Consider the following 23,869-nt stretch of genomic DNA (forward strand, 5'->3'; position numbering starts at 1 on the left):
GTACGAGGGTGCCGGACCGTTGCCCGGCTTCAGCACCTCGCGGACGAGCAGCCGCATCGACCACGGGTCGGTGACGTTGTGGTGCGCCACGAGCAGCAACTCGGTGCCCGCCAGGTAGGCCCAGAGCAGGCAGCGCGCGTCGGGCGGGTAGCGTCCGGCCGCCGCCGCCGACCACACGTCCTCGACGATCCGCAGCGGAACCGGCCCCTCCCCCAGCACCGGGTGCCGGGCGACCACCGCGTCGAGCGCCTGCCGCAGCGCGGCCGAGTCGGGTTCCGCCGGCAGCCGGATCCCGCCCAGCGCGACGAACCGGTCGGCGTCCGCCGGCCCGCCCGCCCAGGACAGGATGCGCTGCCCGAACGGCTGGTCATTCACGTCGTCCTCCTCCGGTGGCCTTCCCGGCCGGTTCGTTGGACACCCGTTCGCGCGATGCGGGCGACCGCGGGGGCACCGCGGGACCGGGAATCGGGGTGGCCTCGTCGGGCACGTCACGGCGCAGCCGCAGCGGTGAGAAGTAGAGCCACAGGCCGGACGCCCAGACGCCGGCCGCCGCGATCCAGAGCGTCGGCCGGACCCCGAGCCAGTCGCCCAGCAGGCCGCCGGTGAGGGCACCCACCGGCATCACCCCGAAGATCACCCACCGGACGGAGGCCGTCATCCGTCCCAGCAGCTCGGGTGGGCACGCCGCTTGCCGGTAGCTGACAGCGGCCGCGTTGTAGACGGCGAAGAGCGCGCCCAGCCCGGCCATGCCCACCGCGTAGGCCACCGGGCCCCAACCGGGCCGGGCGGCCGGTACGAGCAGCACCGTCCAGCCGAGTGCCAGCGGCGCGACCCAGATGATCCGTGCGGTGCCCACCAGGCGCGCCAGCCGCGCGGAGAGCAGGCCGCCGCCGATCCCGCCCAGTGTGGTGAGCGCCAGCACCAGCCCGACCATCTGCTCGCTCAGGCGCAGGTCCCGCACCAGGTAGAGGACCCCCAGGGCGAAGATCATCTGACTGAACAGGTTGAGCGACGCCGACGCCGCCACCAGCCTCGGCATGATCGGATGGCGGAACACGAAGGACAATCCCGCGCCGAGTTCCCGGCGGAAGTCCCGCCGCCGCACCGCAGCCGGTGCTTCCTCCGGACGGCGGATGAAGAGCAGGGACACCGCGTTGACCAGGTAGGCGAGCGCGTCGATGCCCGCCGTGCGCGCCACCCCGAGCGCCGAGGCGAGGACACCGCCGGCGCTGTAGCCGGCGATCTGCGAGACCGAGTACGTGGTGGCCAGCTTGCCGTTGGCGTCGAGCAGCTGGTTGCCGGCGACGACCGCCGGCAGGAAACTCTGGTGCGCGGTCTCGTACAGCACTGTGCACACGCTCGACAGCAGCGCCACGACCCAGAGGTGCGCCATCGTGACCCAGCCGGCCCAGGCGCCGACCGCGACGGTCGCCACCAGCCCGGCCCGGACGAGGTGACAGACCACCATGACCCGGCGTTTGCGCATCCGGTCCACCCACACCCCGGCGGGCAGGGACAGGAACAGGTAGGCCACCATCCGGGTGGCGCTGAGGATGCCGACCTCCACGGCGGAGGCGTCCAGGACGGTGACCGCGAGCAGCGGGATGACCAGCAGCGAAACGGCGTCACCGACCTCGCTCAGCGTCCGGCCCGACCAGAGCACCAGGAAGTCGCGGTTGCGCCACAGGCTCGCGCTCATCGCGCCTCCTCGGCGGCACGCCGCAGCAGGCCGCTCATGGTGACCAGGAACCGCTCGGCGTCGGCTCGTCCGTACCCGTCGCGCATCACGCGCAGGGTGAGCTGCACGGACGGGTACGCCCTGGCGACCAGGTAGAAGCTGGCCCCGCTGTAGGCGCGCGGTGCGAGCCATTCGAGGCGTTCGGGAAGGAGCTCGGTCGGGCCGGGGTCGGCGTCGTCCGGCGCCGGGATGAAGGTGAAGTAGCTGCCGTGGTCGAAGTCCTGGGGCGTCACGGCGAACGGGTCGAAGACGCCGTGTCGCATCGCGCGTACCGCCGCGAGGTTCACCTCCTGGGCCGACTGGCCCAGCGGGCGTTCGGGATCGCCGGCGGCCGTCATGGGCACCCACTGGGTCATCGACGACACCAGCCGTCGTACCGAGGGGTCGAGGCGGTTCGCGGCGAGCTGCCACAGCAGCTGCTCCGGGGTCGCGGTGGTGACGGCCAGCGCCCGCGCGTAGACCGCGAGCAGCAGGTTCGGCAGGGTCACCCGCAGGTGCTGCGCGGCGCGGCGGGCCGCGCCGTACGGGACACCGGTGTGGAAGAGCGCCCGCAGCAGGGGTCCCCGGGACGCCGTTCGCCGCGGTGCGGCGGCGAGGGTCTGCCGGCGGTACTCGCCGGCCGCGGTCAGCCGCTCCCGGAACGCGGCGCTGCGCTGCCGCTCGGCCAGCTCACGTGGTGCGGGCGCGTCGCCGAGAGGTTCGCCGCGCAGCAGGGCCTGGAAGTCGGACTCCAGGATCCGGAGCGCGGCGCCGTCGGCGGCGATGTGGTGGATCAGCAGGTGGACCTGCGGTGGCCCGTCGTCGGGTGTGTGGACCCAGGCCCGCCAGGCCGGCTGAGCGGTCAGGTCGAACGGTTCCCGGGCGGAGGCCGCCGTGCACTCCACGACGGGGTCGCGGAGCACCACCTGGCGTACATTGCCGGGCTCTTGGGCGGGGCGGTAGACGGTGCGCAGCGACTCGTGTCGCTCCGCCAGCGCGGCGAGGGCGTGCCGGGCCTGCTCCTCGGTGGCGGCGGCCGACATCGGCCACACCGCCTCCAGGTTGGACTCCCACAGCTGCTCGGGTGGGCGCACCGCGAGGGCGTTCCACATGGACAACTGGCCCATGGTGAGCGGGTAGGCGCCCTGAATCCGCATGAGGTCCTCCGATGTGCGGGGGGTGGCCACCTCGCGGTGGCCACCCGTCGTTTTCTGCCGCTGTCTCAGCTGGCGCAGTCGCCCTTACGCATCGCCCGCACCTCCTCTCGTCAGTGCCGTCGATCTCCTCCGGTGATGAGGGTGGACCGGAGGCCGATCGCCGAGGTGGTGTAGTCGGGGTCAGGTCCAGCTGACGCCGCGCTTGCCGACGCTGCGCATGGCTCTCCTCCCCTCCTGCGGGGCGGCCCCGTGTCCGCCCGGTGACCTCAGCGTCGGCCGCCGCCGGCCTCCGCGACAGGGCTGCCGGCGATCGAGGTCGTTCGAGGTTGTTCGACCGGCGCCTGGCTCGTCCCCGGTGCGTCGGCGCGCCGGCGGGGCCACAGCGGGGTGAGGGCGAGGACCAGCAGCGCGCCCGAGAGCCCGCTGAACCCGATGACGGTGGTGGCCGGCCAGCGGTCAGCGGCCACACCCGCCAGCACCATCGCCATCCCCTGGAATCCGGCCAGGCCGGTGATGGCCACGCCGAACGCGCGTCCCCGGTACTGCGCCGGCACGGCCCGGCCGAACAACGCGTTCAGTGGGATGGCGAAGGCGCTCGCCGCGCCGGCCAGGAGCAGCAGCGACAGGACCAGCCAGAGCGGCGGGACGAGCCAGACCACGGTCAGCGCCCCGGCGGAGAGGACCGCCAGCGGCAGGATCAGTCGCGCCCGCGCGGCCGGCGGGCAGAGCCGGGTGAGGGCCACGCCGCCGAGTGCCATGCCCGTCGGGGCCGCCGCCAGCAGCAGTCCGACGGTGCCGGGGCCGCCGTCGTACTGGCCGGCCAGCGGCGCCATCAGTCCCTCGGCCGCGTAGGTGAAGGAGCTGGCCGTCCAGAGGACGAGGACGTAGGCGCGCAGCCGTGGATCGGCGAAGATGACGCGCAGCCCGGCGGCTCGGCCGGGAGAGCCCGGAGTCGGCGCCGGCCGCGGCGCGGGACGGCGACGCACCCCGATCATGATCAGCAGGGCGGAGAACAGGAAGGTGCCGGCGTCCACCAGCAGCGCGCCGCGCAGCGACAGCAGCGCCACCAGGCTTCCGCCGGCGGCGAAGCCCACCACCTGCACGATCTGGGCGCAGATGTTGTCCACGCCGTTGGCCACCGGGTAGCGGTCGCCGTCGAGCACCTCGGGCATCAACGCCGCCCGCGCGGCGACGAACGGCGGCCGCAGCAGGTTGACCGCGAAGAGCAGCACCACCAGGGCGGGTGCGGCGAGGCCCGGCAGCGCCGCGAGCGGGATGAGCGCCGCGCGCGCGAGGTCGCACCCGATCAGGACCCGCCGCCGCGGGAACCGGTCGGCCAGGCCGGAGAGCAGCGGCCCGCCGGTGAGCCAGGCCAGGTAGGAGCTGGCGTACGCGGCCGCCGCCAGCGCCGCCGAGCCGGTGCCGGTGTAGACGAGGTAGGCGACGGTCACCGCCGTGAGCTGGTCACCGGCGAGGGAGAGCAGGTAGGCCCCGAACAGGTAGCGGTACTCGCGCACCGCGAAGACCTCTTTGTACGTCGCGGCCCGCTCGCTCATCCCGGCCCCCGTCCTGCCCGCCGCCGGCTGCCCTGACGGCAGTCGGTGCCGACCGTAGCCGGGCGCTCACCTGCTGAGCGGGGCTCGCACGTTCGGGGTCGTTCGGATCCGTTCGGGCGGGCTTCACGAGGTCAGGGTCGGCCGATGGCCGCTCTGCGCCCTGCCGGGGCGCGGCGCTGCTCGCCCGGTTCGCGGTCGACGACGCACTGGGCGTGGTGGCGGTTTCCGGCGGGAGGGCGGGGCCGGTCGAAGGAGGGGCCCCGAGTGGTGCCGGGTTGGGCGCACTGCCGCGCCCGACCCGGCGATCAGCGGCGGTAGATGGTCAGCTCGGACATGTTGGTGTAGCTCAGTGCCGCGAAGTCCAGCGACTGGCCGGGGTTCACGGCACCGCCCGGGGCGTTGTCCTGCTCCCAGTTGGCGTGGCGGAACTCCGGGTCACCGATGGTCTGGAAGAACTGCTGGAAGTTGATGTCGCCCTCGCCGAAGGGCACCATCTCGTGGCCGTTGGCCAGGGCGCTGTTGCGGTTGCCGTCCTTGGCGTGGAAGAGCGGGAACCGCTTGCTCTGGTTGACGACGTTGAGGATCGGGTCGAAGAGGTCGGTGCGCTCGCGGCCGTGCCGGTCGACGTACTTCTGGTGCTTGAACCGGGCCACGTAGGCCCAGTAGATGTCGAGTTCGAAGAAGACGTAGCGCGGGTCGGTCCTGCGGAAGAAGTACTCCAGGCGTCGGGTGCCGGACGACCGGGTGGGGCGGCCGTTGGCGTCCAGCGGTCCCGCGTCGAGCAGGAAGGAGTACGCGGCGTCGTGGTTGTGGGTGTAGAGGCGCAGCCCGCGCTTGCGGGCCTGGCGGCCCAGGTCGTTCCAGACGTCGGCGGCGGCGTCCCAGTCGGAGGCGTAGCTGGAGTTCGTGGGGTCGCTGCCGGTGCCGAGGTTCTTCATGCCGAGCGTCTCGGCGATGTCCATCTGCTCCTCGAAGGTGGCCGGGTTGATGGAGACGTGGCAGCCGTTGGCGACCAACCCGTTGTCGTCGAGGATCTTGCGAATCTCGGCCGGGGTGATCTGCCGGCCGAGGATCGAGCTGTGCTGGGTGTAGCCGGCGAACTCGATCTCCTTGTAGCCGAGTTCGGCGAGCCGGGCGAGGACCCGTTCGAAGCCGTACGGGACGCCACTGTCGTCCGGGGCGGCGGTGATCCGGTCCCGGACGCTGTAGAGGATGATGCCCCGGTTGCGGGCCGGGATCAGCGGCTCGGCCCGGAGCTGGCCGTGGGCGATCGCCGGTTGGTCGGTCTGGAGCACATTCATACCGGCCGCGCCGAGCGCCGCCGCGGCGCCGGCCGAGGCGGCGAGGATGCCGCGACGGGTGAGCTTGCGGCGTACCGCCGGGTCCGTGGGGAGCTCGGGTTCGGTGGTGGGCATGGTCGTCCTCTCCGGCGGCCTGGCCGCCTGCTGGATCGTTTCAATCCCCTCGCCGGCCGTCACCCGCCTCTTCGTTCTGCTGGTGTCGGCCGGATCGGGAACGGGCTCACCGGGGGGGCGCGGAACGTCGTGAGCGGAGCCCCGCCGGCGGGCGCGTCCGTCGCGTATGGGGTCTGACCTGGCGGTCCATGGTCGCCGAATCATGGACCGACTCACGGTAACGGCTACACCACCGGAAGGAAATAGACGCTGATCTCTAACTTTTGCCAAGCTATGCAGAACTTCGGTCCGACCGATGGAAAGCCGCCTGCTCGACGGCCGCGAACCTCCACGGACGGCACCGTGACGCCGTTCCTGCGGCGAGGTGGATGTGCAGGTGGCCGGTCCGCTCGTCGGTGTCGTCTCTCCACCGGCTGCACCTCGGTGCGGGCCGAGACCACCCGGTCGGGGGCTCCCTCGCTGCTCGTGGCGTGGAGGTCGTGTTACTGGTGGCGGGGTGGTCCTGCTACCGCCGCACCCGTCGCGTCGACCACACGCCTGGCTTCCGGGATCGACAGGACGAGCCCTCGTCGCGCACGGTGAGCTTCAGCCTGTGGGCCCTAGGATCAGGAAGATGCGTAAGGTAAGGCTGACGGTTCGGCCGGCGGTCCCGGCCGATGTTCCGGCTCTGGTGGAGTTGCGCCTGGCCAACGCCGAGGCGCACCGCGTTCTCGACCCTGCCGTCTACCGCATCCCCCCGCGTGACGCGGTCCGTCGTCACTTCACGGCCGTGCTGGCCGACGAGTCGGGACCGGACGGGATCCTCGTCGCCGAGGCTCCCGACGGCCGGGTCGTCGGGATGGTCGAGGTGCTGCGGCACTCCGACCCGCCGGAGCACCAGATCCTGAATCCTGAACCGTCGGCACAGGTACACACGGTTGTGCTGCCCGACGTCAGGGGGCTGGGGGTGGGATCGGCGTTGCTGAGGGCGGCCGAGCGGTGGGCCGCGGACCGCGGGATCAGGTACCTCTCGGCCGGTATCCACCACCGAAATGCCGACGCCGTGCGCTTCTACAGCCGACAGGGCTTCACCGACGGCGGCATCTCCCTGGGCCGGCGCCTGGGCTGATCGCGTACCCGGCGGACAGCTGCGCGCGGCGTCGCGCTCTGCGCCTGGCGAGTGAAAGGCGTCATCGCAGTGCGGCGAGCAGCCAACGTTCGCGCTCGGCGCTCAGCCCGGCCCGCCGCGTACGGTCGAGCCCCCGCTCCCACTCCCAGGCCAGCGTGTCCGCGACCAGCTCACGACGCGTCCTGTGCCGCAGCCCGGCGCGGACGGCGGCCTCGCCGCTGCGGGCGGACCAGCCCTCCCATCCCGGCTCCACCAGCCACATCGGCAGCGACTCCGGGCCCATGTACTCCGCCACGCCCTGCTCCCGCAGCCAGCCCGGATCGGCGGTGACGACGGGTCCGGTGTGCCCTGCCTCGGCCCGGCACAGCTCGATCCACTCGGCGAAGGGAACGACCGGACCCACGGCGTTGTAGGTGCCGGTGACCCCGTCGCGAGCCGAGTCGAGCAGCCAGGCGGCGAGGTCGCGGACGTCGATGACCTGCGTCGGCAGATCGGGGGTGGCCGGGACCAGCATCGGACCGTCCGGGTCCCGCGCGGCGCGGGCCGGCCAGTAGCCGGACCGGTCGCTGTGGTCTCCGGGTCCGCCGATCAGTCCGGCCCGCGCGATCAGCAGCCGGTCGCCGACGGCGGCCACCGAAGCCTGCTCGCACGCCGCCTTGGCCTCGCCGTACTGCTCGCGGGTGACGACGTCCCGCTCCGTCGGCGGCATCAGCTCCGCGGACTCGTCCGCGCCAGGCGTGGCGTGGGAGGCGTAGACGTTGCCGGAGGAGACGTACGTCCAGTGCCGGGCACGGTCGGCGAGCGCCCGCAGCGCGCCCCGGACGAAACCCGGCTGCCAGGACACCTCCACCACGGCGTCCCACTCCTGGTCGAGCAGTTCGTCGTAGGCGCCGGCCTCGCGCCGGTCGGCGCGCACGAGGGTCGTCCCGTCGGCCGCCTGCCCGCTCTCGCCCCGGGCGAGGCAGGTCACCGCGTCTCCCCGCTCCACCGCCTGCCGGGCCACCTCGCGGCCGAGCCAGGCCGTGCCGCCGAGTACCAAGATGTCCATGCCGGCACTGAAACACGCTCGGCGGGCTCGCCACCAGGCCGGTTAGCCAGCGGCAGAAGATCTACGCTGCCGGCGAAATCCCGTCGCCGACGTCCTCTTCCATCCGACCGGCGGCGACAGTCACGTGCCGCAGGACGATCGGCGGGACGGTCGCCGGTTGACTTCAACGCCGGTTGAGGTCGAAGACTCCTTGTTGCCGCGATGCGATGAGTCATACAGGAGAGTGATCGGTATGCGGGTGGTGCGGGTGACCCGGTTCGGCGGTCCCGAGGTGCTGGTGCTCGGCGAGGCACCCGATCCGGTGGCCGGCGAGGGCCAGGTCGTGATCGACGTGTCAGTCGCGGGGATCACCTTCGTGGAGACGCAGATCCGGCGGGCTGCCGACAGGTGGCACGACCGACCCGAGCCGCCCTACGTGCCCGGCGGTGTGGTGGGCGGCCGGGTGCGGTCGGTCGGCGCCGGTGTCGATGCAGGTTGGTCGGGACGGCGCGTGTTGGGCCGCACCGGCCAGACCGGCGGATTCGCCGAGCAGGCGGTAGCCGCGGTCGAGGACCTCCTCCCGGTGCCGGACGGGCTGGGCCTGCCCGAGGCCTGCGCGCTGCACCCGGACGGCAGCACCGCGCTCGGGCTGGTGGAGGGAGCCCGGATCCGTCCCGGCGAGTGGGTACTCGTCGAGGCGGCGGGGGGCGGTGTCGGCACTCTGCTGGTGCAACTGGCCCGGTCGGCCGGTGCCCGGGTCGTCGGGGCGGCCCGTGGCGCCCGGAAGCTCGACCTGGTCCGGGAGTTGGGCGCGGATGCGGCGGTCGACTACTCCGAGCCGGGGTGGACGAAGCAGGTGATCGAGGCGACCGGCGGCGCCGGCCCCGATGTGGTCTTCGACGGCGTCGGCGGGGAGATCGGTCGAGCCGCGTTCGAGGTGACGGCGGAGGGCGGACGTTTCTCGGTGCACGGGGCGGCCAGCGGCCGGGCCACGACCGTCGATCCGGCCGAGGCCGAGCGGCGTGGGGTACAGGTGCTCGGAATCGAGCAGCTCTTCGACTTCGGGCCGCACAAGCACCGGTGGGCCGAGCAGGTGATCGCACGAGCGGCGGCCGGTGGGGTGCGGCCGGTCATCGGGCAGACCTTTCCTCTGGAGCTCGCCGCCGAAGCGCACGCCGTGATCGAGGCGCGCAGCGCTCTGGGTAAGACCCTGCTCGCGATCTGACGGCACCCGTACCGGCCGCCGGGGCCGGTCGTGGAAGGGCCGGGCGGCGCTCGCCCGATCGCGGCGAGGGGCGGAACGCCGTCGGCGTTCCGCCCCTGCCTCGTCCCTGGTCTACCGTGCCCTACGGCGGCGGAACGCTCGCCGGGCCCAGAGGTACGACAACAGCGAGATCACCGCGCACCAGGCCACGGCGATGAGCGCGCTGGCGCCGATTCCCGAGCCGAGCAGCAGCCCGCGCAGCGTCTCGGTGACCGGAGTGAACGGCTGGTAGTCGGCGAACCACCGCAGGACGGTCGGCATGGTGTCGGTGGGCACGAAGCCGCTGCCCAGGAACGGCAGCAGGATCAGGAACATGGGCAGGTTGCTGGCGGTCTCGACGCTGTCGCTGACGAGACCGAGCGCGACCGAGAGCCAGGTCAGCGCGAACCCGGCCGCGAGCAGCAGGCCGGCGACGCCGAGCCACTCGAGCGGGGTTGCGGTGGGGCGGAACCCGATGGCCAGCGCGACGCCGAGCAGAACAGCCATGCAGAGCATCGTCTGCGCCAGGCTGCCGAGGACGTGTCCGGTCAGGACGGACGCGCGGGAGATGGCCATGGTGCGGAAGCGATCGACGATTCCCTCCGTCATGTCCATCGCCACGGAGATGGCGGTGCCCTGGGCCGCCCCGGACGCCGCGAAGAGCAGGAGGCCGGGGACCAGGTAGTTGATGTACGCGCCGCGGTCACCGCCGCCGCCGGGAAGCCCGGCGCCGAGCGTCTCTCCGAAGACGTAGACGAAGAGCAGCATGAGCACGACGGGCATTCCGATCAGCATCCCGGTCAGCGAGGGGTATCGCTGCATGTGGCGGAGCTGCCGGCGGAACATGGTCGCCGAGTCGGTCAGGGTGTAGGCGAGGCTGGTCATCGGTGTCCCCCAGGGGTCGCGTCGGGCGCGGCGGCGGTTACGGGCGTGCCGGTGAAGGCGAAGAAGACGTCGTCCAGGTCGGGTGTGTGGATGGAGAGCCGGTCGACCTCGACGCGCGCGTCGTCGAGTCGATCGAGCACGGTGCGCAGCGAACGCACGTCGCCGTCGCTGGGGACCTGGAGGGTCAGGGCCTCGTCGTCGATGTGCGCGGCGGCGAGCGCTCGGGCGGCGGCGTGCAGCGCGGCGGGGTCGGTGAAGCGCAGCAGGATGTGCCCACCGGGTATGCGGCTCTTGAGTTCGTCGGGTGTGCCCTCGACGACGATGCGGCCGTGGTCGAGGACCGCGATCCGGTCGGCGAGTTCGTCGGCCTCGTCGAGGTACTGGGTGGTGAGGAAGACCGTGACGCCGTCGGCGACGAGTCCGCGGATGATCTGCCACATCGCGTGCCGGCTGCGGGGGTCGAGCCCGGTGGTGGGCTCGTCGAGGAAGATCAGCCGTGGCTCGCCGACGAGGGTCATCGCCAGGTCGAGACGGCGCCGCATGCCGCCGGAGTAGACGGAGGCGGGCTTGCGGGCCATCTCGCCGAGGTCGAAGCGCTCGATGAGCTGGGCGATGCGGCGCCTGCCGTTGATCCGGCCGAGGTGGTGCAGGTCGGCCATCAACGTGAGGTTCTCCTCGCCGGTGAGGAGGTTGTCGACGGCGGAGAATTGGCCGGTCACGCCGATCGCCGCCCGCACCGCGTCGGGCTCCTTGGCGAGGTCGTGCCCGGCCACCCGGATCGAGCCGCCGCCGGCGGGCACCAGGGTGGACAGGATGCGGACCATGGTGGTCTTGCCCGCGCCGTTGGGCCCGAGCAGCGAGAAGACCGTTCCCTCGGTGACCACGAGGTCGATGCCGTCGAGGACGACCTTGTCGCCGAACGACTTGCGGAGGCCGGAGACCGAGATGGCCGGCCGCGTGGCGGTGGTGACCGTCATTGCTCCTCCATTGATCAGTGGTTTCGGAAGTGGGCGCGTGCCATCGCCGGTCGGGCCGTGCGGGCTGGACCGGGTTGTGCGGGCGCGGGTCATCGCCAGTCGGGGCGTCAGCCCGCGACCGGATCACACGGTGGTGGGGGGTCGCTCAGGCGCGGTGGATCAGGATGTCGCCGAAGGCGGTGCGGGCACGCACCTCCGCCTTCTCGTCCGTGTCGGCGGGCCCGGCGGTGGCGTTCAGGTCGTTGCGAACCTTGCCGTAGTGGGTGTGCAGGTCGAGCCGGGCCGCGGTGCCGCGGCGGATGCCGACCTCGATCCGCCCGGCCGCGGTGCGCAGCGTCGCCGATCCTCGGACCAGCTCACCGACGCGGATGTCACCGTTGGCGGTGTTGGCCGTGACGGACGCGGCGGCGTGTTCGGCGGCGACCTGGCCGTTGGCGGAGTTGATCCGGAGCTCGCCCCCGGCTTCGCCGATCCAGGTGTCGCCGTTGCCGTTCTTCAGTACCGCCCGCCCGCCCACGGCGCGGACGCTGAGCTTGCCGGAGGCGGTGGTGACCTCGGCGTCGCCCGCCACGGTCTCGGCGATGGCCGCGCCGAAGCCGGTGTGGAGGCGAAGCGCGCCGGTGTCCTCGACCTGAAGGTCACCGGCGCCGGTCTTGAGCCGGCAGTCGGCCAGCGGCCCGGAGCAGTTGACGGCGCCGACGCCGAGCTTCCCGTCGACGCCGGAGCCGGCCGGCAGGTCGATGGTGACGTCGATGGAGCCGATCTTGTTGAAGATGCCGAAGCCGGACTGCTTGGGGCCGCGTACCACGAGGCGGCCGGAGGTGTACTCGACTCGGGTCTGTGCGGCCGCGCGCACGTCGCGGTCGTCGGACTCGTCGGCGGGCCGCACGTGCACGACGGTGTCGGCCCGCTGGCCGGCGGTGATCCGTACGTCGCCGGCGACGAGTTCGACCGACGCCGAGATGGGTCCGGGGGTGTCGAACGAGGGCATGGTGCTCCCCTTTCGGGTAGTCGGTGGGCCGGTGCGTCAGCGCACCCAGCCGGTGAAGCGCTGCCCCCCGGTCACGGGGGCGGAGCGCCGGGGGTTGTCGGGTCCGGGTCGCTGGTGAGGGGCGTCGAGCGCGGCGGCGGCGGCTCGGATCAGCCAGGTGTTGATCGAGACGCCGGCGCCGGCGGCCGCGTGCTCGACGCGCGCCTTGAGGTGTTCGGGCAGGCGGAGGCTGATCCGTACGGTCGCCTCGTCCTCGCCGTCGGTGGGTGGCTGCGGCAGCGGGTTGGGCGGGGGCGCCGCCGGCGACTCGGTCTCGTCGGCCCACTGCTCGGCGGGGGGTGGCGTCACCACGAAGCTCGGTTCGCGGTTGCGCAGACGCAGGTCCACCGAGCCGGGCGCGAGATCGCGGGTGATCTCGGTGGCCGCTTCGGAGAGCGCGTCCAGCAGGGCGAGCCGGATGGCCGACTCCAGCGGCGCGACGAGGCGCTGACCGAGTTCCTGGGCGTCTTCACCGCCGGCCGCTGCCGCCACCGCGAGATCCCGCCGGACCGCTTCCACATACACACCAAGCTCCATGACGCCAGTATGGCATCACAGTGACGCCATAGGCAATGCCAATGACGCCAAGTGACGCCACTGCTGTTCGATCAATCACTCCCGAACAGCTTGTCGCCGACCCGGCGCCTTCTCCGCGCCCTGACAGCACGACCGGCACCTCGGGAAGCCCGTGCGGCCCACCCGTCGGCGATTGGCCGAGCGCGTGGGCCGCGGTCCAGCTGACGCACCCTCAGTCGGCAGGGTGCGCGGCGGGGACGGCATGCTCGGCAGCCCGGCTGACCTGCTCCCAGCTCGCCCAGGTCTCCATTCGCCGCCGCGAGATGTCGAAGGCCAGGTCGTACACCATGCTGCCGAGCAGGAGCCGCAGCGGCGGCTGGTCGCTGTCGACCAGCTTCAACAGCGCCTCGGCGGCCAGTCGCGGTTCGCTGTCGATGGAGCCTTCGGCCCACTGGCGCTCCAGTTCGGCGCGGAGTGGGCCGTAGTCCTCCCTGGGGGTCGTGGCGGTCATGCTGGTGTACAGGTCGGTCCAGTAGCCGCCGGGCTGCACGATGCTGACGGTGACCCCGAAGGTCGCCGCCTCCATCGCGAGGGCCTCGCTCATGCCCTCCAACGCGAACTTGCTCGCGCTGTACAGCCCGGTGCTCGGGAAGCCACCGAGCGCGGCGATGCTGGAGATCTGCACGATATGGCCGGCCCGCTGAGCCCGGAGGTGCGGTAGCACGGCCTGGCTGACCCAGAGCGCGCCGAAGAGGTTGACCTCGAACTGCGCTCGCGCCTCGGCTTCGGTGAACTCTTCGATCATGCCCATGGACATGGCGCCGGCGTTGTTGACGACGATGTCGAGCCGTCCGAAGTGTTCGACCGCGGTGTCCACGGCGGCGAAGACCGCCGTCCGGTCCGTCACGTCGAGGGGCAGGGCGAGGAGCCTGTCACCGTGGCGCTCGTCGAAGTCGTGGCGGCTGACGGTCCGGGCGGCGGCGGCCACCCGGTCACCGCGTTCGAGCGCGGCGATGGCGAACGCGCGGCCCAGGCCGCGGCTGGCGCCGGTGATGAACCAGGTACGCGCAGTGGTGCCGGATGAGGTGCGCATGGTCGATCTCCATCCCTGAGACGAGACGGTCCGTCTCGTTATGGGATGACGATAGGGATGGGCCGCCTCGTCGTCAAGACGATACGGTCCGTCTCGCCTTTGGTAGGTTGTGCGCATGACGACGCAGCACAGAGCGACGCCCAACGCGGGCCGCCGGAGAGAGGCCTCCCGACGCGCCATCCTCACCGCGGCGTTCGACCTGCTCCAGGACGTCGGCTACGCGAAACTCAGCATCGAGGGCATCGCCACTCGCGCCGGCGTCGGCAAGCAGACCATCTACCGCTGGTGGCCGTCGAAGGGCGCGGTCATCTTCGACGCCTTCCTGATGCTCAGCGAGGGCAGCGACGGCGAACCTCCGGCACTGCCCGACACCGGGGACCTGGAGGCAGACCTGACCGCGGTGCTGCGCGCCACGATCGAGGAGTTGAACGATCCCCGCTACGACCAGCCGATGCGCGCGCTGGCCACCGAGATCGCGCACGATCCCGAGCTGGCCGCCGCCTACGTCGAACGACTGGACGGGCCACTGAAGGAGGCCAAGCGACGACGGCTGCGCAGCGCCCAGCAAGCCGGGCAGCTCGCCGAGGATCTCGACCTCGACGTGGCCGTGGAGATGATCTGGGGACCCGTGCTCAACCGGTGGCTGCACCGCAGTGGCCCCCTCACCACCCAGTACACCGACCGCGTCGTGGCCACCGCGCTCAACGGCCTGCGCCCCCGCCCCCGCGGCCATTGAGCCGGGCTCGATCGGGTCGACGTCGAGCGCGTGACGGCCGCCGGCCAGATTAGTACAGCGCTCGGTGTACTATCGGCGGGTGCAGACGCTGACCCACGGGGAAGTCCTCGCCCGATTCGGCCACGCCCTCTCCGACCCGATCCGCGCGCGCCTGCTGCTGGCCCTCGGGGAAGGCCCCGGCTATCCCGCCGAACTCGCCGAACTCCTGAGCACCACGCGGCAGAACCTGTCGAACCACCTCGCCTGCCTGCGTGGCTGCGGTCTCGTCGTCGCCGTACCCGAGGGCCGGCGTGCCCGTTACGAGCTGGCCGACGCCCGCCTGGCCCACGCGCTGGCTGATCTGCTCGGCCTGGTGCTCGCGGTCGATCCGGCCGCCTGCCCCGACTCCGACCGGAAGGGCTGCTGCTGATGGCGGCGCCACCGCGCCCGCTGCCCCTGCTCGGGACGGATCCGGCCCGCCGAGCGGTGCTGGCGCGCCGGATCCGGCTGTTCGTCGCCGCGACCATCACCTACAACGTCATCGAGGCCGTCGTCGCGCTCACCGCCGGCGCCCTGGCCTCCTCCACCGCCCTGGTCGGGTTCGGCCTCGACTCGGTCATCGAGGTGTCCTCCGCGGCGGCCGTCGCATGGCAGTTCGCCGGTCATGACCCGGAGGCCCGCGAGAAGACAGCCCTCCGCGTCATCGCGCTGTCGTTCTTCGCCCTGGCCGCCTACGTCACCGTGGAATCGGTGCGGGCGCTGCTGAGCGGGGCCGAGGCGGAACACTCCAGCGTCGGTCTCGTACTCGCCGCGCTGTCGCTGCTGATCATGCCGCTGCTCTCCTACGCGCAACGGCGGGCCGGCAGGGAACTTGGCTCCCGGTCGGCGGTGGCCGACTCGAGACAGACGCTGCTCTGCACCTACCTCTCCGCGGTGCTCCTCGTCGGCCTCGGCCTGAACAGCCTCTTCGGCTGGTCCTGGGCCGACCCGCTCGCCGCGCTCGTCATCGCGGCCGTCGCCGTCAAGGAGGGGCGGGAAGCGTGGCGGGGTGACGCCTGCTGCGTGACGCCCCGTCCCGAGACCGCGGGCAGCGGGGACTCCGCTGGCTGCCAGCCGGGATGCCGCTGCTGCTCGACCTCGTAGCCGCCGGCCGCGCGCGTCGCGGCGGACGGGTTCACCGGCGCGGGAGCAGCCCGCGTTCGGCCATGAAGGCCCGCAACGTCTCGGAGTCCTCGGCGGACATCAAGCGGCGGGGGATCACGGTCGCCGGCATCTTGCCGACGTACACGATCCAGAACTCCGGGGTGTCCTTCACCTGGACGACCCCGTCCCAGGCGATACCGCCGGACTCCGAACCGCTCCGCATCATGATGTTGTCGTCGGTGATGTCGTAGGCGCCGGCGACGGCGTAGCGACCGGAGCGGCGCCGGGCGCGCAACCGTACCCACGGCGAGTACAGCATCGACAGCAACCCAGCCACGATCAACGCGGTGCACAGCGGCACGATCCGGTCGCCCCACGCAGACCCGCGCGAGGCGGCGAGAGCGATCGCCCCGACCGCCGCCAGCACCGCGCCGATGTATCCGTACTTGCGCAGCCGCACGCTGCTGAGCGCCGCTGCCACGCGGCCCGGGTAGGCGGGGTCGGCCGGGACGTCGAAACGGATGTGCACGCCAGAACGATAGTGCCCCCCATGACGAGCACCGCCGAGGCCGCCTTGAAAAGGAGTTTCCGGGATGGTGTCGTATCAGGGCGTGGCCGTTCGTGGAACCAGTGTGCGGCCGGCTCGGCCGCGGGCACGAGGAGTCGGGAACGGCCCTCGTCCGGGACTGGGAGGAGACGACCATGACGGAGTACCTGATCACCTTCAACGACGAGTGGGTGCCCGAACACACGGCGGAGCAGATACGCGAGAAGGGCGTGGCCGGCCGGGCCGTGATCGCGGAGATGCGAGCCGAGGGTGTCCTGATCTTCAGCAACGGTGGGCTCGACCGGTCCACCGCGGTGTGCAGTGTCGAGGCGGTGGACGGCGAACCCGTCTTCACCGACGGCCCGTACGTCGAGACCAAGGAGCACCTCGGCGGCTTCGCCGTCGTGGACGTGCCCGACGACGAGGCGGCCCGGTACTGGGCCGGCAGGCTCGCGACCGCGCTCGACTGGCCGCAGGAGGTGCACCGGTTCCGAGGCCCCGGGGAGGCCCGGAGCAGCTCCGGAAACGGGTGAGCGTGGTGCCGAGACCCCTGCCGTCCGCCGAGTGACCGCCCGAGCCGTGACCGGTCCCGCCGTCGAGCAGGCGATCACCCGTCTCCACCAGGAGGAGTGGGCGCGGATGGTCGCCGGGCTCGCACGCCGTTTCGGCGACCTCGACGTCGCCGAGGAGGCGGCGGCGGAGGCGTTCGTGGCGGCTGCCCAGCGATGGCCGCGTGAGGGAGTACCACCCAACCCCGGCGGTTGGCTCGCCACCACCGCGACCCGCAAGGCGATCGATTATCTCCGTCGCGAGTCGCAGCGCGACGCCAAACACCAGGCGGCCCGGATCGTGTACGACGACACCCCACCCGCGCCGACCGGCCCGGTCGCGGACGACCGGCTCAGGCTGATCTTCACCTGCTGCCACCCGGCGCTCGCGTCGGAGGCCCGGGTGGCGCTCACCCTCCGCCTGCTCGGCGGCCTCACCGTCGCCGAGATCGCCCGCGCCTTCCTGGTGCCGGAGACCACGATGGCGCGACGGATCACGCGCGCCAAGGCGAAGATCAGAGCCGCGCGCATCCCCTACCGGGTGCCGTCGGCCGATGACCTCCGCGAGCGGCTCGCGGGCGTGCTCGCGGTCGTCTACCTCATCTTCAACGAGGGCTACCTCGCCGGCGAAGGCGACGACCCGCTCCGCGTCGACCTCACCGAAGAGGCGATCCGCCTCGGCCGCCTGCTCCGCACTCTCCTCCCCGGCAACGGCGAGGTCGTCGGTCTGCTGGCGCTGATGCTCCTCACCGACGCCCGACGGCCGGCGCGGGTGTCCCGCACCGGGGAGCTGGTCACCCTCGACGAGCAGGATCGTGGCGCATGGGACCGCACCCTCATCACCGAGGGCACGGCGCTGGTCCGCGAGCGGATCGAGGCGGTGGCCGCCGGCGGGGACCCACCCGGGCGATACCAGCTGCAGGCCGCGATCAACATGGTCCACACGGATGCCCCCTCCGCCCGGGACACCGACTGGTCCACCATCGCCGCCCTCTACGGACGCCTGGTGCTGCTCGACCCCTCGCCGATCGTACGACTCAACCGGGCGGTCGCCGTCGCCGAAGTCGACGGGCCCGAGGTCGGGCTCGCCGAGACCGACCGGCTCGCCGAAGCCCTCGACGGCTACCACGCCTTCCACGCCGCGCGCGCCGACCTGCTGCGGCGACTCGGGCGTAGCGGCGAGTCGCGAGCGGCGTACGACCGGGCCATCGGTCTCGCCGGCAACCCCGCGGAGCGGGCCTACCTCACCCGCCGCCGCGACCAGCTCGCCGGCTGACCGGCACGTGCCGCCCGCCGATCCGGCGCCGTCCGCGGCAGAAGCGCGACCGGCATCGGCGTTCCGCCGGTACCCACATCGCTGCACCGCGCTTCGGCGCCTCGGCCGATGAGTTGCTTGCCGCCGCCCAACGGCCAATTCCATCTGCGACGGGCGTGCCGACCTGCATGGCTGCACCTGCACTTCTTCGAGATGGCCGGCTTCGACCCGGAGCAGTCATACGGCTCGTGCCTGGTCCTCACCTCGGACATCGAAGGACTCCACCGGGCCTTCGCCGCCGGAATGCGCGCGACGTACGGGAAGGTCCTGGTGTCCGGAACGCCACGGATGACCCGGCCCCGGCCGCGGAGAAACGCCGACGGGGTGACGGGGTTCAGCGTCGTCGATCCCGGCGGCAACTGGATCCGCGTCGTCCAGCAGGGCGACCCCGAACCCGCGCCCGCGGGGCGTCTGGCCACGGCTCTGGCGAACGCCGTCGTACGGGCCGACTCGAGGGGCGATGTCCGGCAGGCCGTCCTGGTGCGCCGAGCGCGACGGTGAGTCCCTCGTCGGCCGCCACGACAACACCGTCGAACTGCGTCCGTGCGGCGGCCACGGAAACGGTTCGGTCGTCGCCCGGCCAGAAGTGGGTGAGCATGAGCCGGTCGAGCACCAGCCGGTGGCCGTCCCAGTCGACGGCGAAACCGCTGCACGCGCGTCCCGGCTCCGGAACGGTGGCGCAACTGCCGAGCACGGTGACCTGTCGCACCGGCACATGGTGGCAGACCTCGCGGGCGCCTCCACGTGTCGCGCCGGCGGTTCGGCAGGGGTTGGCCTCGGGTGTGCCCGGCCAACCCCTGCCGGCGACTCGCCTGCCGGGTCAGGTCGCCAGGGCGGTGGCGAGCCGGCGGGCCTCGGTCACCAGCCGGCTACCGCCGCCGCGCGCCACCACGTCGGGCAGCCCCGGGACCTCGATGCGTACGCCGGTCGCGCCGGCCGTCTCGGCGGCCAGGGTGAGCAGGTCGGCTGTGCCGCGCGCGGGCGTCGGCGCGGCCAGCAACGGCGGCACCGCCGCGGCGAGCAGCCGCCACACAGTCAGCCGGGCCCCGGCCGCGACCGCGTCCCGCAGCGGCGGCACCGCCCGGGTCAGGGTCACCTGGCCGTCGGCCGCCAGCGCGCCGAGCTGACCGCCGACACCCGGGGCGTCCAGGTCACCGGCGGCGAGCGTCAGCAGCGCGTCGACTGCGGCGGCCCGGTCCACCTCGTGCCGGGCGCACAACCCGTAGGCCAGCGCCAGGTCGAGCGCGGGGCTGCCGGCGCCGGTGCACTCGGCCAGCATCGGCAGGACGGTGGCGCCCTCCCGGAGGTTCTCCTGCGCGGCCATGGCGATCCCGGGTAGCAGGTGGGCGGCGACGAGGCCCCGGTGTCCCGGCAACAGCGCCGGCCACAGGTCGCGGTGGCCGGCGTGCCGCTGCCCGATCTGGGGCGCGGGCACGGTGAGCAGCCCGAGCGGGTCCGCGACGCCGTCCGGGGGGACGCCAGCGACAAGGGTGCGCCGCAGGGGTAACCGGTCGTAGCCGTAGTAGTAGCTGCTCCCCCGGTCTCGTCGGCCGATCGTCACCACCTGCTGCACCGGCGCCGGCAGGGCGTCCCCGCGCAGCCAGCTGGCGAGTTCGTCGCCCGCCGGCGTGCCGAGCGCGGCAGCGCGGACCGCCAGCGTCTCGTCGACGCCGGCCGGTAGCCGCAGCAGGGCCTGGGTGAGGTCCCACCGCCAGACCGGGCGGTCGCCGAGGAAGGCCAGCCGTTCGTAGAGCGCAGTCGGGTCGATGGCCCCGGTGCTCGACGTCGGGGCGGCCAGGAGTCCCGGGTCGTGCCGACCGTCCAGCCGCTGCCCGATCTCCGCGAGCCGGGCGCAGTACACCAACGTGAGCGCGGACTGCCGGGGCGGCTCCACGGCCGGGCGGCCCCGGAAGGGACGCGGCGCTCGGGTCAGCGAGTCGCTGAGGATGCCGGACCATTGGTCGCGGCGGGTGGCCGCCTCGGCCGGCGCGGCAGCGGCGAGCAGGACGCCGTGCAGCTGGACCGGCAGGTTGTACACCGCCCACGGGTGGTCGTAGGCACCCACCTGCTCGCGCTGCAGCAGGGGCAGCAGCACGGCGGCCATCCGGTCGCGGTCGGTGGTGGCCAGCCGGACCAGCCCGTCGAGGACGCGCTCCACCGCGGGCGAGGACCGCCGGTGCGCGAGCAGCGCGGACACCTCTTCGATCAGTTCGTCCACATCGGTGATCGGAGGTGGCGCGGGCGCGGGCGGGACCGGCGACGGCAGTTCGTCGCGGGCCGTCGTCACGGTGACCGTGGCGACAGGCTGGTGACCGTGCCGCTGCGCCAGGGCCACCGCCCGGTCGCGCAGGTCGGCCGCGGGGTGCTCGGCGCCCACGGCGAGGACCTCGGCGATCTGCGCGGCCCGGTCCGGCCGCTGCCGGGCAACCCGGTCGAGCCAGGTCAGCTGCGTCCGGACGAGACCCTTTTCCGGTCTGGTGAGAACGGTCCGGGCGGCGTCGAGGATAGCCTCCAGCTCGACGGTCTCCCCGAGGCCCTGCAAGGTCCGCTGGGCCAGCGTGGCCACCGGGCCGGGCGCATCGGCGAGCAACCGCAGGTACGGGGCCGACCGGCTCAACGCCTCCGCCGGGGTGGGCGCCAGCAGGTCGTGCAGGGCCAGGAACGGTCGCAACGCGACCGGCCGGTCTCCGCGCAGCAGCCGTCCGAGCACCCCGTCCAGCAGCACCGACCGGTCGATCCGCCCCTCCTCGGCGAGGGCGGCGAGCGCCTGCGGCACCAGCTGCCGCTCGTAGGGGGACGTCAGCCCGATTCCGTCGACCTCGAAGAGCCGGGGCAGCAGCACGTCGAGGAACGGGTCGACGCGGAGCCGGTCGGCCAGCGGGGCGAGTTCCCGCGGGTTGTTCCGCCACCACATCGCGTACGCCCAACCGGAGACGAACGCATCCGTCGTCGGCGGCGCGGCCCGCTCGGCCAGCAGCATGGCCTCGACGAAGAGCCAGTTCTCCCACGGCCGGGTTCGTTGCAGCCGGTCGGCCAGCTTGTACGCGAGGTCGGCCAGCCAGGTGACGCCCCGCTGCCGGGCCATGACGATCACCGGTTCGCAGTCGGCGTCGCGCAGGATGACCGACCGGCGGCCGAGCAGCGCCGCGGCCTTCGTGGCGGTGCTGAACGTGCCCACGGCGGCCACCGCCAGAGCGGTAGCTTCCTTCCCCGACCACCAGTTGTCGCGTCGGCGCCGCACGTGAGCCATGAGCTCGTCGCCGAGCGTCCGCCGGGCCGGTTCGTCCAGCCCGGACAGCATCGACTGGACGACGGGGACGTCGCCGCGGCTCAGAGGGCCGAAGATCTTGTTCACGCCGGCACCTCCGCCGGCGCCGTCGCCAGGGACACCGCGAGGGCGTGCTTGCACGGTCCACGTTGTCCCTGGTGCCGCGCCCACCATCGACAGGAGCAGGTGAGGCTCCCGTCGGGCAGCCGGCGTACCCGGTACTCCTCGTCGCCGCTGCGAACCGTGGCGTGCTCGCCGTCGCGGCGGACGGCGCCCTGCTCGATCAGCGTCCGTGCGCCGACCAGGCGCGGGTTGTCCCGCTCGGCCCGGCCCGCGTCGTACGGCATCACCCGGTGGAAGTACGCGCCCTCGGCGACGTCGTAACCGACCCGCCCGGCCGTACCGAGCTGAGCCAGGGCGGCGCGAACCCGATCGTCGGGCAGTCCTGCCGCGTCGGCCAGCGCGGCGACGTCGATCGTCGGGTCCCAGGAGAGCAGGGCGCCCACCATCTGCGCGTCGTCGATCACCTCGTCGGCGGCGAGCGCGAGCAGAGCGGCTCCCTCACCGGAGAAGCCCCGGTACGGCTCGGGAGAGAGGGTCAGCGACAGCCGCGTCGCCCCGGTGTCCAGCTCCCACGTGCTCGGGGCGGCCGGCGAGCCGGCGCGTACCGCAGGCCCGTACACCCGCAGGGTGCGGGCGTGCCGCACCAGTCCGCGCAGCGCCGCGAGCCGTCCCGCGCCGGCCAGGCAGACGGCGCCCGGTGCGGGCCGGGAGGTCAGCCGGAGGGTACGCCCGGCCGGCAGCGCCCACAGCACCGAGCGGTCGCCGGCGCCGGGCAGCCGGCGCAGGAACGCGGCCGCCTCGGCGGCGGGAATCTCGGCGCGGGGTTCGAACCCGGCGGTGAGCACGTGCACCTCGGCGAAGCCGCGCAGCCAGCGTCCCGGCAGCGGCACCTTCCGCTCGACCACCGCCCCGTCGATGGTGGAGACGGTGAGGTCGTCCGGGCCGACGGCCATGTGCAGGGGCTCGATCCCCCCGACCCGGGCGAGCGCCTCCCGCAGCGGCGGGTTGACGTCGACGTTGGTGCTCCCGTGCCCGACGATGTCGCCGTCGAAGCCGGTCGGACCCACATCCATCCGGGCGTAGACACCGCAGCAACCGGAGAAGGACTCGAAGCGCAGCCGGTCCCGACTGCCGGTGACCACCGGGTCGAGGCTGGCCGGACTGACCGGCTGGTGGTAGCGGGTGCGGGCCACCTCGGCGACGGCGAGGAGGCCGGCGGCGGCCGCCCCGGGGGCGGTGAGGAACCCGGAGAAGAAACGCGGATTGGCCTCCGGGCCGCCGCAGGTCTGCAGGTCGAGGCCGGCGGCGCCGAGCGCGGACGGCTGAAGGTATCGGTACGTCTGGACGGCGTTCACGGGGCACACCGTAGGGCGACCGACCGACATCGCGTTCGAGGAACAGCAGGGGCCGGGCTGCCGGTACGGATCAGCGCTGGTGGAGAGCGCGGGAGGTGGCCCGCGCCCGGGGCAGGGCCCGGACGCGGGGCTGTCGTCACCGGACCCGGGCTCCCGCGGCGACGGCGTACGGCAGCGCCCTGCGGGCGCACCGGCGCGGTTGGCGCCAGGCGGGAACGGTGGCGCGGACGGCGGCTACGACTACTCTCCCTCGTCGTAGCCGACGGACTCGCTCACCGCTCGCCACTTGGCGTCGGACGCCGCGAGGTTCTCGGCCGCGGCTCGTGCGACCGCGACCGCGTCGGATCCGAGCAGCAGGCGCAGCGGCGGGTCCGGGGCCTCGGTGATGTCCATGATGACCTGTGCGACCCGTGCGGGATCGCCCGGCTGCCTGCCGTTCGCGGCCCGCATCCGGGCGACAGTGGGTTCGATGACGGGCTTGTAGGGGTCGCTGATGGGATGCATGGTCATCGAGGAGCCGGCCCAGTTCGTCCGCATACCGCCGGGCTCGGCGACCGTGACCTTGATCCCGAAGGAGGCCACCTCCTTGGCGAGAACCTCGGAGAACCCGCCGACGGCCCACTTGGACGCCTGGTAGGGACCCAGGCCCGGGCCGCCCACCCGGCCACCGACGGAGGAGATCTGGATGATGTGGCCGTGGCCCTGTTCGCGCAGGACGGGCAGCGCGGCGCGGGTCATGTTGACCACGCCGTAGAAGTTCGCGTCGACCTGAGCGCGGAACTCGTCCTCGGGCATGTCCTCGATGGAAGCCACGTCGGCGTAACCGGCGTTGTTCACCACGACGTCCAGGTGTCCGAACGCCTCGACCGCCTCCCGTACGACACCGCGCGCGGCGGCGGGATCGGTCACGTCTAGCGCCAGCGCACGGACCCGCTCGCCGTGGCGTTCGACGAGGTCGTTGAGCTGCTCGGGACGTCTGGTGGTCGCCACCAGACAGTTACCGGCCGCCAGGACCGCCTCGGCGAGCTCGCGGCCCAGCCCTTGCGAGCTTCCCGTGATCAACCACGTCCTGCTCATCGGGTACCCCTTCCTCGTGACCGAAGTCCCGTCGACAGCGGCGATCGGGGCACACGCGGGAGTCGTGAACTCGAACCGGTCACCGGAGCACGCTTGCCGGTTGGTCGCAGATCC

Annotated in this window: 21 protein-coding genes and 2 pseudogenes; 8 read left to right on the forward strand and 15 right to left on the reverse strand. The window is 72.9% G+C overall.

What is annotated here, in order from left to right; all coding sequences use genetic code 11:
- The 5 genes and pseudogenes from E1211_RS05935 to E1211_RS05955 all read right to left on the reverse strand — a co-directional run.
- A pseudogene (locus E1211_RS05935) lies at positions 1-375 on the reverse strand (hypothetical protein); the annotation flags it as partial.
- Entirely contained in the window at positions 368-1,699 is a 1,332-nt protein-coding gene (locus E1211_RS05940; protein ID WP_132346212.1) for an MFS transporter, read from the reverse strand. The pseudogene E1211_RS05935 and the gene E1211_RS05940, both read right to left, overlap by 8 nt.
- Positions 1,696-2,874, reverse strand: a complete 1,179-nt coding sequence (locus tag E1211_RS05945) for a condensation domain-containing protein (RefSeq protein WP_132346214.1) — start codon at positions 2,872-2,874, stop codon at positions 1,696-1,698. Before E1211_RS05945 ends, E1211_RS05940 begins: the two co-directional genes overlap by 4 nt.
- Positions 2,875-3,140: 266 nt before the next feature.
- Positions 3,141-4,430, reverse strand: a complete 1,290-nt coding sequence (locus E1211_RS05950) for an MFS transporter (RefSeq protein WP_132346216.1) — start codon at positions 4,428-4,430, stop codon at positions 3,141-3,143.
- A 305-nt stretch (positions 4,431-4,735) separates the two neighbouring features.
- Positions 4,736-5,845 carry a sugar phosphate isomerase/epimerase gene (locus tag E1211_RS05955; protein WP_132346218.1) on the reverse strand — a complete coding sequence of 370 codons (1,110 nt, stop codon included), beginning with the start codon at positions 5,843-5,845 and terminating at the stop codon, positions 4,736-4,738.
- A gap of 613 nt (positions 5,846-6,458) precedes the next feature.
- Between E1211_RS05955 and E1211_RS05960 the strand changes: the two genes are divergently transcribed.
- Complete coding sequence (locus E1211_RS05960; RefSeq protein WP_132346220.1) at positions 6,459-6,953, forward strand: GNAT family N-acetyltransferase; 495 nt, start codon at positions 6,459-6,461, stop codon at positions 6,951-6,953.
- A 61-nt stretch (positions 6,954-7,014) separates the two neighbouring features.
- Here E1211_RS05960 and E1211_RS05965 read toward each other — a convergent pair whose 3' ends face one another.
- Entirely contained in the window at positions 7,015-8,001 is a 987-nt protein-coding gene (locus E1211_RS05965) for an NAD-dependent epimerase/dehydratase family protein (RefSeq protein WP_132346222.1), read from the reverse strand.
- A gap of 232 nt (positions 8,002-8,233) precedes the next feature.
- Between E1211_RS05965 and E1211_RS05970 the strand changes: the two genes are divergently transcribed.
- The gene (locus tag E1211_RS05970; protein ID WP_132346224.1) at positions 8,234-9,205 is read left to right on the forward strand and encodes a zinc-binding dehydrogenase; all 972 of its coding nucleotides are present in this window, start codon (positions 8,234-8,236) and stop codon (positions 9,203-9,205) included.
- A gap of 111 nt (positions 9,206-9,316) precedes the next feature.
- Here E1211_RS05970 and E1211_RS05975 read toward each other — a convergent pair whose 3' ends face one another.
- The 5 genes from E1211_RS05975 to E1211_RS05995 all read right to left on the reverse strand — a co-directional run bounded on the left by E1211_RS05975 (position 9,317) and on the right by E1211_RS05995 (position 13,724).
- Entirely contained in the window at positions 9,317-10,108 is a 792-nt protein-coding gene (locus E1211_RS05975) for an ABC transporter permease (protein ID WP_132346226.1), read from the reverse strand.
- Positions 10,105-11,085 (reverse strand): ATP-binding cassette domain-containing protein, encoded by a 981-nt coding sequence (locus E1211_RS05980; protein ID WP_132346228.1) that lies wholly within the window; start codon positions 11,083-11,085, stop codon positions 10,105-10,107. The genes E1211_RS05975 and E1211_RS05980 overlap by 4 nt, the downstream gene beginning before the upstream one ends.
- Positions 11,086-11,230: 145 nt before the next feature.
- On the reverse strand, positions 11,231-12,076 hold the full coding sequence (locus E1211_RS05985) for a DUF4097 family beta strand repeat-containing protein (RefSeq protein WP_132346230.1): 846 nt from the start codon (positions 12,074-12,076) through the stop codon (positions 11,231-11,233).
- 36 nt (positions 12,077-12,112) lie between these two features.
- A complete protein-coding gene (locus E1211_RS05990; RefSeq protein ID WP_132346232.1) occupies positions 12,113-12,652 on the reverse strand; it encodes a toxin-antitoxin system HicB family antitoxin in 540 nt (179 codons plus the stop codon).
- 211 nt (positions 12,653-12,863) lie between these two features.
- Positions 12,864-13,724, reverse strand: coding sequence for an SDR family oxidoreductase (locus E1211_RS05995; protein WP_132346234.1), 861 nt, complete (start codon positions 13,722-13,724; stop codon positions 12,864-12,866).
- Between the two features lie 115 nt (positions 13,725-13,839).
- Between E1211_RS05995 and E1211_RS06000 the strand changes: the two genes are divergently transcribed.
- The 3 genes from E1211_RS06000 to E1211_RS06010 all read left to right on the forward strand — a co-directional run bounded on the left by E1211_RS06000 (position 13,840) and on the right by E1211_RS06010 (position 15,582).
- Positions 13,840-14,460, forward strand: a complete 621-nt coding sequence (locus E1211_RS06000; RefSeq protein ID WP_132346236.1) for a TetR/AcrR family transcriptional regulator — start codon at positions 13,840-13,842, stop codon at positions 14,458-14,460.
- 79 nt (positions 14,461-14,539) lie between these two features.
- Positions 14,540-14,869, forward strand: a complete 330-nt coding sequence (locus E1211_RS06005; RefSeq protein ID WP_132346238.1) for a helix-turn-helix transcriptional regulator — start codon at positions 14,540-14,542, stop codon at positions 14,867-14,869.
- Positions 14,869-15,582 (forward strand): cation transporter, encoded by a 714-nt coding sequence (locus E1211_RS06010; RefSeq protein WP_132346240.1) that lies wholly within the window; start codon positions 14,869-14,871, stop codon positions 15,580-15,582. The genes E1211_RS06005 and E1211_RS06010 overlap by 1 nt, the downstream gene beginning before the upstream one ends.
- 31 nt (positions 15,583-15,613) lie before the next feature.
- On the opposite strand, the gene E1211_RS06015 is transcribed toward E1211_RS06010, so the two are convergent.
- Entirely contained in the window at positions 15,614-16,111 is a 498-nt protein-coding gene (locus tag E1211_RS06015; RefSeq protein WP_132346242.1) for a YcxB family protein, read from the reverse strand.
- A 173-nt stretch (positions 16,112-16,284) separates the two neighbouring features.
- Between E1211_RS06015 and E1211_RS06020 the strand changes: the two genes are divergently transcribed.
- The 3 genes and pseudogenes from E1211_RS06020 to E1211_RS06030 all read left to right on the forward strand — a co-directional run.
- On the forward strand, positions 16,285-16,662 hold the full coding sequence (locus E1211_RS06020; RefSeq protein ID WP_132346244.1) for a YciI family protein: 378 nt from the start codon (positions 16,285-16,287) through the stop codon (positions 16,660-16,662).
- Between the two features lie 106 nt (positions 16,663-16,768).
- Positions 16,769-17,953 carry an RNA polymerase sigma factor gene (locus E1211_RS06025; protein ID WP_132346335.1) on the forward strand — a complete coding sequence of 395 codons (1,185 nt, stop codon included), beginning with the start codon at positions 16,769-16,771 and terminating at the stop codon, positions 17,951-17,953.
- Between the two features lie 171 nt (positions 17,954-18,124).
- A pseudogene (locus tag E1211_RS06030) lies at positions 18,125-18,475 on the forward strand (VOC family protein); the annotation flags it as partial.
- A 337-nt stretch (positions 18,476-18,812) separates the two neighbouring features.
- Here the strand turns inward: E1211_RS06030 and E1211_RS06040 are convergent.
- The 3 genes from E1211_RS06040 to E1211_RS06050 all read right to left on the reverse strand — a co-directional run bounded on the left by E1211_RS06040 (position 18,813) and on the right by E1211_RS06050 (position 23,755).
- Positions 18,813-21,347, reverse strand: a complete 2,535-nt coding sequence (locus E1211_RS06040; protein ID WP_243709365.1) for a DUF6493 family protein — start codon at positions 21,345-21,347, stop codon at positions 18,813-18,815.
- Positions 21,344-22,678 (reverse strand): SWIM zinc finger family protein, encoded by a 1,335-nt coding sequence (locus E1211_RS06045; RefSeq protein WP_132346246.1) that lies wholly within the window; start codon positions 22,676-22,678, stop codon positions 21,344-21,346. The genes E1211_RS06040 and E1211_RS06045 overlap by 4 nt, the downstream gene beginning before the upstream one ends.
- Before the next feature lie 240 nt (positions 22,679-22,918).
- Positions 22,919-23,755, reverse strand: coding sequence for an oxidoreductase (locus tag E1211_RS06050; RefSeq protein WP_132346248.1), 837 nt, complete (start codon positions 23,753-23,755; stop codon positions 22,919-22,921).
- Positions 23,756-23,869: the final 114 nt, after the last annotated feature.

Origin of the sequence: Micromonospora sp. 15K316, assembly GCF_004348525.1 — a bacterium.
Classification (GTDB): Bacteria; Actinomycetota; Actinomycetes; order Mycobacteriales; family Micromonosporaceae; genus Micromonospora.

What these genes read in the sequence shown, in the direction of transcription:
- E1211_RS05940 (WP_132346212.1), bottom strand. Translation starts at nt 1,699, where the DNA reads ATGAGCGCGAGCCTGTGGCGCAACCGCGACTTCCTGGTGCTCTGGTCG.
- E1211_RS05945 (WP_132346214.1), bottom strand. Translation starts at nt 2,874, where the DNA reads ATGCGGATTCAGGGCGCCTACCCGCTCACCATGGGCCAGTTGTCCATG.
- E1211_RS05950 (WP_132346216.1), bottom strand. Translation starts at nt 4,430, where the DNA reads ATGAGCGAGCGGGCCGCGACGTACAAAGAGGTCTTCGCGGTGCGCGAG.
- E1211_RS05955 (WP_132346218.1), bottom strand. Translation starts at nt 5,845, where the DNA reads ATGCCCACCACCGAACCCGAGCTCCCCACGGACCCGGCGGTACGCCGC.
- E1211_RS05960 (WP_132346220.1), top strand. Translation starts at nt 6,459, where the DNA reads ATGCGTAAGGTAAGGCTGACGGTTCGGCCGGCGGTCCCGGCCGATGTT.
- E1211_RS05965 (WP_132346222.1), bottom strand. Translation starts at nt 8,001, where the DNA reads ATGGACATCTTGGTACTCGGCGGCACGGCCTGGCTCGGCCGCGAGGTG.
- E1211_RS05970 (WP_132346224.1), top strand. Translation starts at nt 8,234, where the DNA reads ATGCGGGTGGTGCGGGTGACCCGGTTCGGCGGTCCCGAGGTGCTGGTG.
- E1211_RS05975 (WP_132346226.1), bottom strand. Translation starts at nt 10,108, where the DNA reads ATGACCAGCCTCGCCTACACCCTGACCGACTCGGCGACCATGTTCCGC.
- E1211_RS05980 (WP_132346228.1), bottom strand. Translation starts at nt 11,085, where the DNA reads ATGACGGTCACCACCGCCACGCGGCCGGCCATCTCGGTCTCCGGCCTC.
- E1211_RS05985 (WP_132346230.1), bottom strand. Translation starts at nt 12,076, where the DNA reads ATGCCCTCGTTCGACACCCCCGGACCCATCTCGGCGTCGGTCGAACTC.
- E1211_RS05990 (WP_132346232.1), bottom strand. Translation starts at nt 12,652, where the DNA reads ATGGAGCTTGGTGTGTATGTGGAAGCGGTCCGGCGGGATCTCGCGGTG.
- E1211_RS05995 (WP_132346234.1), bottom strand. Translation starts at nt 13,724, where the DNA reads ATGCGCACCTCATCCGGCACCACTGCGCGTACCTGGTTCATCACCGGC.
- E1211_RS06000 (WP_132346236.1), top strand. Translation starts at nt 13,840, where the DNA reads ATGACGACGCAGCACAGAGCGACGCCCAACGCGGGCCGCCGGAGAGAG.
- E1211_RS06010 (WP_132346240.1), top strand. Translation starts at nt 14,869, where the DNA reads ATGGCGGCGCCACCGCGCCCGCTGCCCCTGCTCGGGACGGATCCGGCC.
- E1211_RS06020 (WP_132346244.1), top strand. Translation starts at nt 16,285, where the DNA reads ATGACGGAGTACCTGATCACCTTCAACGACGAGTGGGTGCCCGAACAC.
- E1211_RS06025 (WP_132346335.1), top strand. Translation starts at nt 16,769, where the DNA reads ATGGTCGCCGGGCTCGCACGCCGTTTCGGCGACCTCGACGTCGCCGAG.
- E1211_RS06050 (WP_132346248.1), bottom strand. Translation starts at nt 23,755, where the DNA reads ATGAGCAGGACGTGGTTGATCACGGGAAGCTCGCAAGGGCTGGGCCGC.